This is a genomic window from Enterobacter sp. fkY84-1 (assembly GCF_052974705.1).
In genome coordinates this window covers 1,394,161-1,408,674 of sequence record NZ_CP169393.1, presented here as the reverse complement: position 1 = coordinate 1,408,674, position 14,514 = coordinate 1,394,161, and the positions used below count along the sequence as shown (strand labels likewise).

Here is a 14,514-nt window from a genome sequence, read left to right as displayed (position 1 = left end):
AAAAATTACCTGATGCGGAGAGTTACTGTTGCGCGAGCTGATTGCGGCGATACTCCCCCTGACGCTCCAGCATCCAGCCCGGATACTCGCGCGGCAGCGCGCTCACCGCATCCAGCTGCTTAAGCTCGTCTTCGCTGAGGCGGATCCCGGTGGCGGCAATGTTGTCGTCCAGCTGCTCAACGCGCTTCGCGCCAATGATGACGCTGGTCACCGCCTTCTGGTGCAGCAGCCACGCCAGCGCGATTTGCGCGACGGAGACGCCCTTACTTTCGGCAATCACGCGCATCACGTCCACGCAGTCAAAGGCGCGATCTTTGTTCACCGGCGGGAAGTCAAACTCCAGACGGCGGCTACCGGCTTCGCTCTGCCCGTCACGACCATATTTCCCGCTCAGCAGGCCGCCCGCCAGCGGGCTCCAGACCATCAGCCCGACGCCTTCGCTCTGCATCATGGGGACCAGCTCGCGCTCAAGATCGCGTCCGGCAATGGTGTAATACGCCTGGAGGGATGCGAAACGCGCCAGCCCGAGACGCTCGGAAATGCCCAGCGCTTTGGCAATCTGCCACGCCGCCCAGTTCGAGACGCCGATATAGCGCACGTGGCCGTGCTGCACCAGGTTATCCAGCGCATACAGCGTCTCCTCAATCGGCGTGGCCGGGTCGAAACCGTGCAGCTGATAGAGATCGATATGATCGAGCTGCAGGCGGCGCAGGCTCTCCTTCACACTGCTGATGATGTGATAGCGCGAGCTGCCGCGCGAGTTCACTCCTGCCGTTCCCGTTTCGCCAAATACTTTAGTGGCGACTACCACGTTCTCGCGCGGAATTTTCAGGTTTTTCAGCGCCTGCCCGAGGATCGCCTCCGAACGCCCTTCCGAGTAAACGTCCGCGGTGTCGATAAAGTTGATCCCGGCATCCAGCGCGCGGCCCACCAGCTGTTCTGCTTCGCTTTGCTGGAGCTGACCAATCTTGCCCCACATGCCGCCTTCACCGCCGAAGGTCATGGTGCCGAGGCAGAGTTCAGAAACGAACAGTCCGGTATTGCCCAGTTTTTGATAACGCATAACGCTTTCCTCGCATGTCGATTGGGTGTCTGTTAGTTATACCCGCCCCTCAGCCATCGCGAATGTGGCGTTCCTGTCCGTTTCTTGCCCAATCCTCTGAAAATTTATCCGCGCGGGGCGTCGCCAAAGACGCTGTAGTCCGGTAATTGCACCTGCTGATACGGCTCCCAGCCGCCGCCGAGCGCCTTGTAGAGCGCCACCAGATCGAGTGCGCTTTGCACCTGCGCCTGTGCGCGCTGCTGCTGGGCCTGCGCCAGCTGTCGCTGGGCGTCCAGCACGTCAATGAAGCTGGCGATCCCCTGGCGGTAGCTGTCGCTGGCTAAATCAAAGGCGTTTTGCAAAGCGTCGATCGTTTTTGCGAGACCCGCTTCACGCTGCTGGTCGGTGCGATAGCTCACCAGCGCATTTTCGACATCGCCAAGCGCGGTGAGCACCGTCTGCCGATAGTCCAGCACCGCGGCTCCCTGCTGCGCGCGCGCCACCTTCACGCTGGAGACCAGTCGACCGCCCTGGAAGATGGGGATGGAGACCTGCGGGCCAAAGCTGTAGAAGTGGCTGCTCCAGTCTGTGAGCCAGTTGGTTTCACTGTTGCGCAGGCCAAACTGCCCGGAGAGGGTAAAACTCGGGAACAGCTGGGCCACCGAGACGCCAATCTGCGCCGTGGCGGCATGAAGATTCGCCTCCGCTTCGCGCACGTCCGGACGGCGTCGCGCGAGCGTAGACGGAATGCCGGTTTGCACGATATCCGGCAATGCGGGCATCGGCTGCACGCTTTGTAACTCCGCATCGAGCGCACCCGGCGGCTTGCCAAGGAGGATCGCCAGACCGTTCATCGCCTGCCGCGCCTGCGCCTGGTACTGCGGCAGCTGCGCCTCCAGGTTACCCAGTTGCGCCCGCGCATTTTCTACATCCATCTGCGGCGACAGCCCGCCCCGCTGGCGGCTTTCGGTCAGATCCAGCGTCTGCTGCGCGCTTTTAATCTGGGTGTTCAGCGTGGCGATAATGCTCTGCGCCCCGCGCAGCTGGAGCCACGCGCGCGCCACTTCCGCCTCCAGCGACACCAGCGCGTCGTTACGCTGCTCGATAGCGGCTTTCTGCTGCGCCTCGGCGGCTTCCACCTGTCGGCGCACCTTGCCCCAGAGGTCAATTTCCCACTGGGCGTCGAAGCTGCCCTGGTAGAGGTTGATCGGCTGCGTCAGGGGGCCTAACGCGCCCCGCAGCTCAGGATCGACATTATCCAGCTGGTCATACACGCCGTGGGATTTCAGCTCCCCTTCCAGCCCGAGCTGCTGGCGCGTCGCCTGCAGATTGCCGTTCACCGACGGGTAAAACGCCCCGCCCGCCTGGTTAATCTGCTCGCGCGCGCCGGCGATGCGCAGCACCGTCTGCTGCAGCGTCAGGTTTCCGGCGATGGCGCGCTCAACCAGGCTGTCGAGCTGCGGCGAGCCGAAGGTCTTCCACCAGCGCGGGTTGGTCGCGGCGGAGGTCGTCTGCGATTTTACCCCGCTGTCGCCCTTATCGTTCCAGTGCGTCACGGCAGGCGGCGCGGGCGGCTGATAGTCCGGCCCGACGGCGCAGCCTGCCAGCAGCATCATTATCATCAGGGGGTGTAAACGTCTGTGTATCATCAATGTGCTCCTGCACTCCCCTCGCTCTTAACCGGCGAGAGCAACAAACAAAACGGAATCAATAGCAAGGCCACGGCGCTCAGAAGGGTGAAGACGTCGATGTAGGCCAAAAAGCGCGACTGCTCGATCATGGTCTGGTACAGGCGTCCGGTGGCAATCCCGGTGGGATCGCCCACCTGGGTCGTGAAGTTCTGGATTGCCTGGGCGCTTTCGCGTATTGCCTGCTGAAACTGTTCGTTAAACGGCGAGGCGTGGTACGCAAGGTGCGCGCTATGCGCCTGAGACCGTTCGGTGATGGCCGCCGTCGACAGCGAGATCCCGACCGAGCCCGCGACGTTACGGAACATAGTGAACAGCGCTGCCGCGTCGGCATTCAGCCGTCTTGGAATCGAAATAAAGGCAATGGTGGTCAGGGGCACAAACAGGAACCCCAGCCCCAGCGACTGGGCGCTGCGGAACAGCACCAGGGTTTCAAAGTCGATATCCGGGGTCAGGGTGCGCGACCAGAAGAACGACACCGCCAGGCAGGTAAAGCCAAAGACAATAATCCAGCGCGTCTGCACCACCGGCATCAGCTTCAGCACCAGCGGGATCGTTAATACAATCAGCACCGCCCCCGGCGACAGCACCAGCCCGGACCAGGTGGCGGTATAGCCTAAATCCTGCTGCGCCAGCTGGGGGATCACCACCGAGCTGCCGTACAAAATCATCGCCATCCCCGCCATCAGCAGGCTGGAAATCGCAAAGTTGCGGTCCTTCATGCAGTGCAGATCCACCACCGGCTTTTTGGCATACACCAGCCAGTAAATGGCACCGATAATGCCGATTAGCGTTAACACCGCGAAGGTACGGATAAAGTTCGAGTAGAACCAGTCCTCATCTTCTCCCCGGTCAAGCATCACCTGCAGGCAGCCAAGCCCTAAAGCGATCAGGCCGATCCCCGTCCAGTCGATGGTCAGCTTCTCTTTAGACTTGCTCTCCCACGGCGGATCTTCCAGCAGCTGGTAGATCGCCAGCACCGTAACAATCCCCACCGGGATGTTGATAAAGAACACCCAGCGCCAGGAGTAGTTGTCGGTGATCCAGCCCCCCAGCGTCGGGCCGAGGACCGGTGCAACGATAATCGCGATGGAGGAAAGGCCGAACGCTTTGCCCCTGTCCTCCGGCTTGAAGTAGTCGAGCAGTACCGACTGCTGCGTGGGCTGCAGCCCGCCGCCAAAAAAGCCCTGCATCACGCGGAACAGGATGATCTGCCACAGCTCGGTGGCGATGCCGCAGAGGAACGAGCAGACGGTAAACATGACGATGCAGATCAGGAAGAACTGCTTGCGGCCAAATACCCGGCTCAGAAACGCCGAGATGGGCAGCACGATGCCGTTCGCGACCAGGTAGCTGGTTAATACCCAGGTGGATTCGTCATAGCTGGACGAGAGCGAACCTGCCACGTGGGGCAGCGCCACGTTCACGATGGTGGTGTCCAGAATTTCCATAAACACCGCCAGGGTGACGACAATCGCCACCGCCCACGGATTGCTGGCGGGCTTCCAGCTGTCGTGGCTGTGATCCGTCATTCCACCGTCACCTTCGGCGCGACCGACAGCCCCAGCGGCAGCGGTTTGTTCGGATCGAGCCCCTTATCAATCACGATTTTGACCGGCACGCGCTGCACAATTTTGACAAAGTTACCGGTGGCATTTTCTGCCGGGAAGGCGGAGAAGCGCGAGCCGCTGCCCTGCTGGATACTGTCAACGTGGCCCTCAAGCGCCATATCCGGCCACGCGTCGACGGACACGGTGACCTTATCGCCGGGCTTCATGCGCTCAAGCTGGGACTCTTTGAAGTTCGCCACCACCCACACGTTCGGCGAAACCAGGGAGAACAGCGCCGTACCCGCCTGCACCAGCGTGCCGGGCTGCACGTTGCGTTTGGTGACAAACCCGTCGAACGGGGCGCGGACTTCGGTGTAAGAGAGGTTCAGATTGGCCGTTTCCAGCTGCGCTTTCGCCTGATCGACCTGACGCTCGCGCGCTTCAACGTTGGTTTCCTGCTGGCGGATTTGCAACTGGACCTGCTCTGCCACCTCCAGCTGCGCCTGGGCGCTGGCCAGCCCCGCCTGCGCGCTGCGCAGCTGAGCGTTCGCGGAATCAATGCTTTGCTGGGTGGTTGCCCGCGGGTCGACGCCGCGCTGGCGACGGTACTCCGCCTGCGCGTTCGCCAGATCGGCCTGTGCTTTCAGCACCTGCGCTTTGGCTTCGTCACGCTGGGCGGGATACTGCACTTTTGAGAGCGCGAGCTGCGCCTGAGCCTGATGCAGCTGCGCGATGGCCAGCCCAAGCTGGGCCTGAGCCTGATCGCGCTGCGCGGTGGTATCCCGCGGATCGATAACCACCAGCAGATCGCCTTTTTTCACGCGCTGGTTATCGCGCACCCGCAGCTCGGTGACGTAGCCTGCCGTTTTTGGGGCAATCGTCACCACGTCGCCGTCGGTAAAGGCGTCGTCAGTCGTCTCTTCGTTACGGGTTAAAAACCACCAGACCAGCGCCACGACAACCATCACCACCACGACAATGCCGAGGATAATTAACGGTTTTTTGCCCGGTCGCTTACGCTCATTATTATTTTTGTCCTGCTCGTCAGCAGGTGGAGTTTGATCTTCAGCCATAGTTCAGCAACGGTCCTGTCAGTGAGCGGCATCACACTATGCCGTTCACTAAAGCTAGGACGTTGCTATACGTTTGCCAGGAAAAACTGACAAATTGCGCACTATATGAGAAGGAATATTCCGAAACCGATCGCCGCGGCCCAAACCAGCATCGGTATCGACCAGAGATGGAAGCGCCACCAGATACGACGGTCGTTGGCCATGCGCAGGGCAATCAGGTTGGCCAGCGAGCCGGGCAACAGCCCAAACCCGCCGATATTCACCGCCCAGGCCAGCAGCGTGTCCGGCGGAACATAGTTGAGCAGCAGAATGGTGGACGGCACGTTGCTGATAAACTGCGACAGGCCAATCGCCGTCAGCCACAGTCCCGGCTGAGACAGCGTGCTGACGCTGTGCAGCACGTTCTGCAGCACCGGAAGCTGGATGAGAAGATGCACATCAATAAACATCACCATAAAGACCAGCAGCAGCGTCCAGTCCACGCTGACCAGCACGCGCCGCGCCAGGACGACAAAGCCTGCGGCGACCAGCAGGACACCCGCCAGCTCATACTTCAGCTCGAGCGCGAACAGAAAGACGATGTATAACCCGAGACAGCTCCAGACCAGACGCGGCTGCCACTGCGGGCCCGTGGTGCCGCTGTGGTATTGCAGTTTTTTATCCGGAAACGCAAACCAGCACACCGCCATCAGCGACAGCATCATCACCAGCGCCAGCGGCGCCATCTGCCAGGTAAAGGCGGCGAACGACAGCCCGGAACGTCCCCAGAGGAGGATATTTTGCGGGTTGCCGATAGGCGTTAACAGAGAACCGGCGTTAACGGCGAGCGCTTCAAAGATGATCAGCCGGCTGACCGGGATCTCGCAAAGCTTACGCAGCGTGAGGGTGAGGGGCACGATGATGAACAGCGCCACGTCGTTGGTCAGAAACGTCGACAGCACCGCGGCGGAAAACACCATAAACAGGGACAGCCTGCGCTCGGTGGCAAAGCGGCGCACCATTTTACGGCCCAGCACGTCAAAATAGCCGCTCAGCTCGACCCCTTTGGTGAGCATCATCAGGCCGCTCAGGGTAATGATGGTGCGCCAGTCAATGGCAGCGGGCCAGGCCTGCGGCGCAAACGGCACAAAGAGGCTTAACCCTGCGCCAATGAGTAATAAGAGATGGAAGAAACGATCGCGTGCCAGGGCCTGCAGTCCAGGGATTTTCATTCAGCGGAGGGACCATATTTAAGCGTAAACTCACGAAACTTCACCAGCGTCTCTTCGCTAACGTGGTGTTCCATTCCTTCCGCATCCCGGCGGGCAATCTCCGGGCTGACGCCCAGCACCAGCAAAAAATTCTCGACAAGCTGGTGGCGCTCGCGGCTCTCCTGCGCGAGTTTCTCCCCTTCTGGCGTCAGAAAGACCCCGCGCCAGGGAATCATTTCGATTAGGCCCACGGAGGCGAGACGTTTTAACATTTTTGCGACAGTTGGCTGCGATACCCCCAGCCTGGCGGCCATATCGACCTGACGCGCTTCCCCGACCTCACGAATCAGATCGGAAATGAGTTCAACATAATCATCAATCAGTTCACGCCGGTGCGCTTCACGGACCTGGCGAAAACCTTCGACATGCTCTTCAACATTCACCAGTTGCGTCGTTTTTTTAATGGTTGGCTTACCTGCGCGACGGTTCATTGTACTTCCTCAGTGGGATGACGCTTCCAGCGCCCGGTATCGAGAGCGCACATTGTAAACCATCCCTCCACAAGCACAAAAAATTAACGAAATAGCCATAGCTATACAATATAGCCTGTGCTATATCTGTATGTAATGCAGTCACCCTTCACGGATCGAAGGGATCAAAAATCAGGAGGTCTTATGAACGAATTCAAGAGGTGCATGACCGTGTTTACCCACTCACCCTTTAAAGTGCGCTTAATGCTGCTGAACATGCTGTGCGATATGTTTAACGGCAAACCGCATCAGGATGACAAACCTTCCCACTAAGCGGCGTCGCGGTACGCCGCTTCATTTTCCCGTCACATTTTCGCTATAAACTGGCTTCCAGCCGCCCTATTCCCGATCTTTTTTACGGATTTGCAATCCCCTTCGCAAAACATCTGCTTAGCAACTGTTGATATTATTTAGCGCTCGCACTATCTTCTTGCAGCCCTGCACAATTTGCGGCTCGCTGAAGCGGACCCTCATTCCCTCTCCACGCACTGTCAGGCAGGTTATGACCCTTGACGCCAGGGTGAGCACATGGCGTTTTCATCCATGATAGTGACCTATGAATTTAACCCTGATAGATACCGTTGTGACCCGCAGCCGGGCCTTAAGCCCGTGGACGGGGTTTTACTTTTTGCAGTCATTACTGATTAACTTTGCGCTCGGTTATCCCTTTAGTCTGCTCTACGCGGTGGCCTTCACCTGCATTCTGCATGTGCTGTGGCGAGCCGCGCCGCGCGCGCAAAAAGCATTAATCGGCATCTGTTCGCTGGTTGCGGCACTCTATTTCCCGTTTGGTCAGGCCTACGGCTCGCCAAACTTTAATACCCTGCTGGCGCTGCACTCGACCAATATGGAAGAGTCGACGGAGATCCTGACGATCTTCCCGTGGTACAGCTACGTGGTCGGGCTCTTTATCTTCGCGCTGGGCGTTATCGCCATTCGCCGTCAGCCGGGCGAGAAAAAATCCTGGGGTAAGATCGACATACTCTGTCTGGTATTCAGCGTTGCCGTGGCGTTTGTCGCCCCCATCCAGAATATTCCCTGGGACGGTAAGCTAAGACTTATTAACATCGGCTATCCGGTTTTCCGCTTCGTGAAAGACGTCGTGGTAAATAATAAAGAGGTTCTCGACGAACAGGCCCGCATGGCTGAGCTTTCCAATATGAAAGACACCTGGAACGTGCTGGCCGTTAAGCCGAAATATCACACCTATGTGGTGGTGATTGGCGAAAGCGCACGTCGCGATGCAATGGGGGCGTTTGGCGGCCACTGGGACAACACTCCGTTCGCGAGTTCGGTCAAAGGCACCCTGTTTACCGATTATGTCGCGGCCAGCGGCTCAACGCAGAAATCGCTCGGCCTGACCCTTAACCGGGTGGTGGATGGCAAACCGCAGTATCAGGATAATTTCGTCACCCTGGCAAACCGCGCAGGTTTTCAGACGTGGTGGTTCTCTAATCAGGGGCAAATTGGCGAATACGATACGGCCATCGCCAGCATCGCCAAACGGGCTGACGAAGTGCAGTTCCTGAAAAATGGCGACTTTGAAGCCGACAAAAATACCAAGGACGAAGCGCTGTTGAAAATGACGGCACAGGTCTTCGCCACCCCGCGCACCCAGCCTCAGCTGATCGTCCTGCACCTGATGGGATCGCACCCGCAGGCCTGCGATCGGACCGGCGGGAAGTACGCGGAGTTCGTGCAGTCCAAAGAGACCTCCTGCTATCTCTACACCATGACGCAAACCGACGACCTGCTGAGCAAGCTGTACGATCAGTTGCGCAATACGGGCGACAGCTTCTCCCTGGTCTATTTCTCGGATCACGGGCTGGCGTTTAAGGAGCGCGGCAAAGAGGTGCAGTACCTGGCGCACGATGACAAGTTCCAGCAGAACTTCCAGGTGCCGTTTATGGTGCTGTCGAGTGACGATAAAACGCATCGCGTTATTAAAGCACGTCGTTCAGCAAATGATTTCCTGCAGTTTTTCTCGCAGTGGACGGGGATTACCGCCGGGCAGATAAAAAACGCTTACCCGTTTGTCTCTAACAAGAAAGCTCCCCAAGTGTACGTTACCAACTTCAAGTTACAGAAAGTTGACTACAACCATCTGGGTACGGATATTTTTGATATTAAGAATAAGTAATTGCCGTCTCGTGCGGACCGATGCCCTCTCCCACGGGGAGAGGGAACCAACACTCAAAACGGCAACCTCAGGTTGCCGTTTTGCTTTTATCTTCGACAAAAAAAATCCGCCACAGTGGGCGGATTTTTTATTTAATCACCGAAGTGATTAGAAGCGGTAACCTACGCCCGCGATCCAGGTGCCAACGTCAACGTTGCGGATACGGCTCTGCTCATAGGAAAAGTCCAGAGCAACGTCCTGGATTGGGTTGAACTGCAGGCCTGCGCCATAGGAGAAGCCGTAGTCGCTGTTGCTTGCAGTGCGGTTCAGACCTTCGTTTTCGGTCTGCTGGAATTTACCGTAGCCAACACCTACAACACCGTAGATGCTTGCCCAGTCGTTCAGACGGTAAGCTGGACCAGCAGTGATACCGTAGTACTGGCCTTTGTTGTATGCGCCGTTTTCAGAACGATCTTTCTCGGTGTAGGTGAAAGAACCGATCACGCCCAGTGGGTTGTTATCCTGCTCGTAACGATACTTCAGGTTGAAACCGTTAGCTTTGTTCATCACGCCCTGATAGTCGCTCTGAGCGTAACCACCAGTAACAGTAGAAGTAGCAGCTACAGCGGTACCTGCGGAAACAGCCAGTACAGCGGCCAGTGCTGAAAGACATGCAATTTTTTTCATAACCACCTCAAATGTGATCCAAGTAAGTCCGTAAGTTTTAAATATATCAAAAAAATTTGCGAAACTCTTTGTGATTCGTGATGTCTAATGAAGCCTTTCCTGTAACAGAACGTTTCCAGCGTAAGCTATCTCTTTCAAATCACATGCAATTTTCACTACTAAATGCGCATAGTGCGCGTCTGCGCCGTTACATTCATCCAGATTATTCCTAATCTGACAGGCGATAAATCCACCAGCGCTTATCCATTTTACGGATTTCACCTGCTTTTTTTTCAACAGCGCCTCAACCGTCGCCGCATATTTCCTTTACACTGCAACCTTTACCTCATTTGACATAAGCTGACAGGAGAAAGGATGCCTGGGTTATCCCGCACGTCGTCGGTCTGGTTGCCGGTTGCAGTCATACTCATTGCCATGTTGTCCATTCAAAGCGGCGCCTCGCTGGCAAAATCGCTTTTTCCACTGGTTGGCGCGCCCGGGGTGACCGCCCTGCGTATTGTTCTGGGCACGGCGATACTGGTGGTCATTTTTAAACCGTGGCGACTGCGCTTTAAAAAGGAGCAGCGTTTACCGCTGCTGTTTTATGGACTCTCCCTGGGGGCGATGAACTACCTGTTCTATCTCTCCATCCAGACGATACCGCTGGGTATTGCCGTCGCGCTGGAGTTTACCGGCCCGCTGGCGGTGGCGCTGTTCTCCTCCCGACGTCCGGTCGATTTTATCTGGGTTGTGTTGGCCGTACTGGGCTTATGGTTCCTGCTGCCGCTGGGCCAGAGTGTTTCTGAGATTGACCTGACGGGCGCAGCGCTGGCGCTGGGCGCAGGTGCCTGCTGGGCTGTCTATATCCTTACCGGCCAGCGCGCAGGGGAAGAGCACGGACCGGCAACGGTGGCGCTGGGTTCCCTGATTGCGGCCATCGTGTTTGTGCCCATCGGCATGGCGCAGGCGACAGAATCGATCTGGCAATGGTCCGTCATGCCCATCGGGCTGGCGGTTGCGATTCTCTCTACCGCACTCCCCTACTCTCTGGAGATGATTGCCCTTACGCGTCTGCCGACGCGCATATTTGGCACCCTGATGAGCATGGAGCCTGCGCTTGCAGCCATTTCCGGGATGGTGTTTCTCGGTGAAACCCTGACATTGACCCAAACGCTGGCGCTCTGCTCGATAATCGCAGCATCAATGGGATCGACGCTCACCATGCGCCCCGAACCTAAAGTTGAGAAAGTGGATATCAACTAAGGCCATATATTCTGCATGGCTTCCACGCCATGCAGAATAAAGGCCAAAAAGACAGTCGTTATAATTTCTTACACTCTGATTCCTGCCAGCTAAATATCCCTCTGCGCTGACTTCCTCATTCAGCAATTAAGATTGATCTGTATCAATTTAAAAATTATTCAATATTTTCAATACATTAATTTCTCAACCCCCTTCTCGCTATTAAACCGATAGGCACAGCCAAACCGCAGAGAAAAAATCCGGTGCTATACTTAGTTCCGTAATTACCTGGGACATAAACATCAAGAGGATATGAGATTATGAGTACCGCTAAACTGGTGAAAACGAAAGCGTCTAATCTGCTTTATACCCGTAACGATGTATCGGACAGCGACAAAAAAGCGACCATTGAGTTGCTGAATCGCCAGGTGATCCAGTTCATCGATCTTTCGCTGATCACCAAACAGGCCCACTGGAATATGCGCGGTGCAAACTTTATTGCCGTTCATGAAATGCTGGATGGCTTCCGCACAGCACTGGTTACCCACCTCGATACGATGGCTGAACGTGCCGTTCAGTTAGGCGGCGTGGCGCTGGGTACCACACAGGTGATCAACAGCAAAACCCCGCTGAAAAGCTATCCGCTGGATATCCATACCGTTCAGGATCACCTGAAAGAGCTGGCGGACCGCTACGCGATTGTGGCGAACGATGTGCGCAAAGCGATTAGCGAAGCGAAAGACGAAGATACCGCAGACATCTTCACCGCCGCGTCCCGCGATCTGGATCAGTTCCTGTGGTTCATCGAATCTAACATCGAATAATTCATACGAATTTTCTATCAAACCCTCGCCTTCCGGTGAGGGTTTTGCACATCTATGGTGCACGTTTTTTGCCTGAGAACGTGCAAAAGTGAAGAAATTGTAATAATCACCTCACACAACCGTTAACGGAAGATTGTTTTTTCGTCAGAATTTACGCTAAATATCTCCCTGTCAGTTAAGCCAAACGAAGCGCACCAAAACAGTGCTCCACTTTGGTGCAATAAAACCTCATTGCCCCATTTATTGTGCAATGCATGACATCATCCCCTTTGCAAAACAACAGCTTGTAAAGTTGGCACGATTTTTTCATTGTGCCACCTGTTCTCGCAGGGGATCGCCCCGTGGATATAAAAGGAAATGCTATGAAGTCTGTATTAAAAGTTTCACTGGCTGCACTTACCCTGGCTTTTGCGGTGTCCTCTCAGGCTGCCGACAAACTGGTTGTGGCGACCGACACGGCGTTCGTTCCGTTTGAATTCAAACAGGGTGATAAATACGTTGGTTTTGATGTGGATCTGTGGGCCGCAGTCGCAAAAGAACTCAAGCTGGATTACACCCTGAAGCCGATGGACTTCAGCGGCATCATCCCGGCACTGCAAACCAAGAACGTTGATCTGGCGCTGGCGGGTATCACCATTACCGACGAGCGTAAAAAAGCGATCGACTTCTCTGACGGCTACTACAAAAGCGGCCTGCTGGTGATGGTCAAAGCCGATAATAACGACGTAAAAAGCGTGAAAGATCTCGACGGCAAAGTGGTGGCAGTGAAGAGCGGCACCGGGTCAGTTGATTACGCGAAAGCGAATATCAAAACCAAAGACCTGCGCCAGTTCCCGAACATCGACAATGCGTACATGGAGCTGGGTACCGGCCGCGCTGACGCAGTGCTGCACGACACGCCAAACATCCTGTACTTCATCAAAACCGCGGGCAACGGCAAGTTCAAATCTGTGGGCGAATCTCTGGAAGCTCAGCAGTACGGTATCGCCTTCCCGAAAGGCAGCGACGACCTGCGCACGAAAGTTAACGGCGCGCTGAAAACGCTGAAAGAGAACGGCACCTATAACGAAATCTACAAAAAATGGTTCGGTACCGAGCCTAAATAATTTCACCTGAATTCAGGTTTGTAACGCCCGGTGGCGCTGCCGCTTACCGGGCCTACGTTTTTCGTTTTTCACCACGGTATACAGGAATACATCATGCAGTTTGACTGGAGCGCCATCTGGCCTGCCATTCCACTCTTGCTTGAAGGCGCTAAAATGACCCTGTGGATTTCGGTCCTGGGTCTGGTTGGCGGGTTGATTATCGGTCTTGTCGCCGGTTTCGCCCGCACCTACGGTGGCTGGATTGCAAACCACATCGCACTGGTTTTCATCGAAGTGATCCGCGGCACCCCCATTGTCGTGCAGGTCATGTTCATCTACTTCGCCCTGCCTATGGCATTCACCGACCTGCGTATCGACCCGTTCAGCGCCGCCGTCGTCACCATTATGATCAACTCGGGCGCCTACATTGCGGAAATTACCCGCGGTGCGGTGCTGTCGATTCATAAAGGGTTCAGTGAAGCCGGTCTGGCATTAGGCCTTTCACGTCGCGAAACGATCCGCCACGTTATTCTGCCGCTGGCGCTGCGTCGCATGCTGCCACCGCTGGGTAACCAGTGGATCATCAGCATTAAAGATACGTCGCTGTTCATTGTTATCGGCGTGGCCGAACTGACCCGTCAGGGGCAGGAGATCATTGCTGGCAACTTCCGCGCGCTGGAAATCTGGAGTGCGGTGGCCGTTGTCTACCTGATCATTACTCTGGTTCTGAGCTTCGTTCTGCGTCGTCTTGAAAGAAGGATGAAAATCCTGTGATTGAATTTAAAAACGTTTCCAAGCACTTTGGCGCAACCCAGGTGCTGCACAATATCGATCTGAACATCAAACAGGGTGAAGTGGTGGTGATTATCGGGCCATCCGGCTCCGGTAAGTCGACCCTGCTGCGCTGCATCAACAAGCTGGAAGAGATCACCAGCGGCGATCTGATTGTCGACGGTCTGAAGGTGAATGACCCGAAAGTGGATGACCGTCTGATTCGTCAGGAAGCGGGCATGGTGTTCCAGCAGTTCTACCTGTTCCCGCACCTGACGGCGCTGGAGAACGTGATGTTTGGCCCGCTGCGCGTGCGCGGTGCCAACAAAGCGGCGGCAGAAGCGCTGGCGAAAGATCTGCTGGCGAAAGTCGGCCTCGCAGAACGCGCCCATCATTACCCTTCCGAGCTGTCCGGTGGTCAACAGCAGCGCGTGGCGATTGCCCGTGCGCTGGCGGTCAAACCGAAGCTGATGCTGTTTGATGAGCCTACGTCCGCACTCGACCCGGAGCTGCGTCACGAGGTGCTGAAGGTCATGCAGGATCTGGCGGAAGAAGGGATGACGATGGTTATCGTGACCCACGAAATCGGCTTCGCGGAGAAAGTGGCGTCCCGCCTGATCTTTATTGATAAAGGCCGTATCGCGGAAGACGGTAACCCGCAGGAGTTGATTGCGAACCCGCCGAGCCCGCGTTTGCAGGAGTTCCTGCAGCACGTCTCCTGATCCCTCGCGTTA

At 56.2% G+C, this 14,514-nt stretch carries 14 protein-coding genes; 7 read left to right on the top strand and 7 right to left on the bottom strand.

All coding sequences use genetic code 11. From position 1 onward, the window contains the following. Positions 1-22: 22 nt before the first annotated feature. The 6 genes from ACEPLT_RS06620 to mntR all read right to left on the bottom strand — a co-directional run bounded on the left by ACEPLT_RS06620 (position 23) and on the right by mntR (position 7,034). Positions 23-1,063, bottom strand: a complete 1,041-nt coding sequence (locus ACEPLT_RS06620) for an aldo/keto reductase (RefSeq protein WP_045352160.1) — start codon at positions 1,061-1,063, stop codon at positions 23-25. Positions 1,064-1,167: 104 nt separating this feature from the next. Further along, positions 1,168-2,691 (bottom strand): efflux transporter outer membrane subunit, encoded by a 1,524-nt coding sequence (locus ACEPLT_RS06615; protein WP_008501180.1) that lies wholly within the window; start codon positions 2,689-2,691, stop codon positions 1,168-1,170. Then, entirely contained in the window at positions 2,691-4,262 is a 1,572-nt protein-coding gene (locus tag ACEPLT_RS06610; protein WP_032674426.1) for a DHA2 family efflux MFS transporter permease subunit, read from the bottom strand. Before ACEPLT_RS06610 ends, ACEPLT_RS06615 begins: the two co-directional genes overlap by 1 nt. Next, positions 4,259-5,353 carry an HlyD family secretion protein gene (locus ACEPLT_RS06605; RefSeq protein WP_032674424.1) on the bottom strand — a complete coding sequence of 365 codons (1,095 nt, stop codon included), beginning with the start codon at positions 5,351-5,353 and terminating at the stop codon, positions 4,259-4,261. Before ACEPLT_RS06605 ends, ACEPLT_RS06610 begins: the two co-directional genes overlap by 4 nt. 101 nt (positions 5,354-5,454) lie before the next feature. After that, a complete protein-coding gene (locus tag ACEPLT_RS06600; RefSeq protein ID WP_032674423.1) occupies positions 5,455-6,564 on the bottom strand; it encodes an anion transporter in 1,110 nt (369 codons plus the stop codon). Next, a complete protein-coding gene (gene mntR / locus ACEPLT_RS06595) occupies positions 6,561-7,034 on the bottom strand; it encodes a manganese-binding transcriptional regulator MntR (RefSeq protein WP_008501176.1) in 474 nt (157 codons plus the stop codon). Before mntR ends, ACEPLT_RS06600 begins: the two co-directional genes overlap by 4 nt. 183 nt (positions 7,035-7,217) lie before the next feature. On the opposite strand from mntR, the gene mntS reads away from it, so the two are divergent. Then, positions 7,218-7,346 (top strand): manganase accumulation protein MntS, encoded by a 129-nt coding sequence (gene mntS, locus ACEPLT_RS06590; RefSeq protein ID WP_008501175.1) that lies wholly within the window; start codon positions 7,218-7,220, stop codon positions 7,344-7,346. 283 nt (positions 7,347-7,629) lie between these two features. After that, entirely contained in the window at positions 7,630-9,213 is a 1,584-nt protein-coding gene (locus tag ACEPLT_RS06585) for a phosphoethanolamine transferase (RefSeq protein WP_032674422.1), read from the top strand. A gap of 147 nt (positions 9,214-9,360) precedes the next feature. Here the strand turns inward: ACEPLT_RS06585 and ompX are convergent, their stop codons facing one another. Beyond that, positions 9,361-9,879, bottom strand: coding sequence for an outer membrane protein OmpX (gene ompX, locus ACEPLT_RS06580; protein WP_008501173.1), 519 nt, complete (start codon positions 9,877-9,879; stop codon positions 9,361-9,363). 354 nt (positions 9,880-10,233) lie between these two features. Here ompX and rhtA point away from each other — a divergent pair, with 354 nt between their 5' ends. The 5 genes from rhtA (at position 10,234) to glnQ (ending at position 14,502) form a co-directional block, all read left to right on the top strand. After that, positions 10,234-11,121, top strand: coding sequence for a threonine/homoserine exporter RhtA (gene rhtA / locus ACEPLT_RS06575; RefSeq protein WP_008501172.1), 888 nt, complete (start codon positions 10,234-10,236; stop codon positions 11,119-11,121). A 299-nt stretch (positions 11,122-11,420) separates the two neighbouring features. Next, a complete protein-coding gene (gene dps / locus ACEPLT_RS06570) occupies positions 11,421-11,924 on the top strand; it encodes a DNA starvation/stationary phase protection protein Dps (RefSeq protein ID WP_008501171.1) in 504 nt (167 codons plus the stop codon). A 362-nt stretch (positions 11,925-12,286) separates the two neighbouring features. Beyond that, a complete protein-coding gene (gene glnH, locus ACEPLT_RS06565) occupies positions 12,287-13,030 on the top strand; it encodes a glutamine ABC transporter substrate-binding protein GlnH (RefSeq protein WP_008501170.1) in 744 nt (247 codons plus the stop codon). A gap of 93 nt (positions 13,031-13,123) precedes the next feature. Then, positions 13,124-13,783, top strand: coding sequence for a glutamine ABC transporter permease GlnP (gene glnP / locus ACEPLT_RS06560; protein WP_003858462.1), 660 nt, complete (start codon positions 13,124-13,126; stop codon positions 13,781-13,783). Continuing rightward, positions 13,780-14,502 carry a glutamine ABC transporter ATP-binding protein GlnQ gene (gene glnQ, locus ACEPLT_RS06555; RefSeq protein WP_232928197.1) on the top strand — a complete coding sequence of 241 codons (723 nt, stop codon included), beginning with the start codon at positions 13,780-13,782 and terminating at the stop codon, positions 14,500-14,502. The genes glnP and glnQ overlap by 4 nt, the downstream gene beginning before the upstream one ends. Positions 14,503-14,514: the final 12 nt, after the last annotated feature.

Coding starts and splice junctions, on each gene's coding strand:
- ACEPLT_RS06620 (WP_045352160.1), bottom strand. CDS start 1,063: ATGCGTTATCAAAAACTGGGCAATACCGGACTGTTCGTTTCTGAACTC.
- ACEPLT_RS06615 (WP_008501180.1), bottom strand. CDS start 2,691: ATGATACACAGACGTTTACACCCCCTGATGATAATGATGCTGCTGGCA.
- ACEPLT_RS06610 (WP_032674426.1), bottom strand. CDS start 4,262: ATGACGGATCACAGCCACGACAGCTGGAAGCCCGCCAGCAATCCGTGG.
- ACEPLT_RS06605 (WP_032674424.1), bottom strand. CDS start 5,353: ATGGCTGAAGATCAAACTCCACCTGCTGACGAGCAGGACAAAAATAAT.
- ACEPLT_RS06600 (WP_032674423.1), bottom strand. CDS start 6,564: ATGAAAATCCCTGGACTGCAGGCCCTGGCACGCGATCGTTTCTTCCAT.
- mntR (WP_008501176.1), bottom strand. CDS start 7,034: ATGAACCGTCGCGCAGGTAAGCCAACCATTAAAAAAACGACGCAACTG.
- mntS (WP_008501175.1), top strand. CDS start 7,218: ATGAACGAATTCAAGAGGTGCATGACCGTGTTTACCCACTCACCCTTT.
- ACEPLT_RS06585 (WP_032674422.1), top strand. CDS start 7,630: ATGAATTTAACCCTGATAGATACCGTTGTGACCCGCAGCCGGGCCTTA.
- ompX (WP_008501173.1), bottom strand. CDS start 9,879: ATGAAAAAAATTGCATGTCTTTCAGCACTGGCCGCTGTACTGGCTGTT.
- rhtA (WP_008501172.1), top strand. CDS start 10,234: ATGCCTGGGTTATCCCGCACGTCGTCGGTCTGGTTGCCGGTTGCAGTC.
- dps (WP_008501171.1), top strand. CDS start 11,421: ATGAGTACCGCTAAACTGGTGAAAACGAAAGCGTCTAATCTGCTTTAT.
- glnH (WP_008501170.1), top strand. CDS start 12,287: ATGAAGTCTGTATTAAAAGTTTCACTGGCTGCACTTACCCTGGCTTTT.
- glnP (WP_003858462.1), top strand. CDS start 13,124: ATGCAGTTTGACTGGAGCGCCATCTGGCCTGCCATTCCACTCTTGCTT.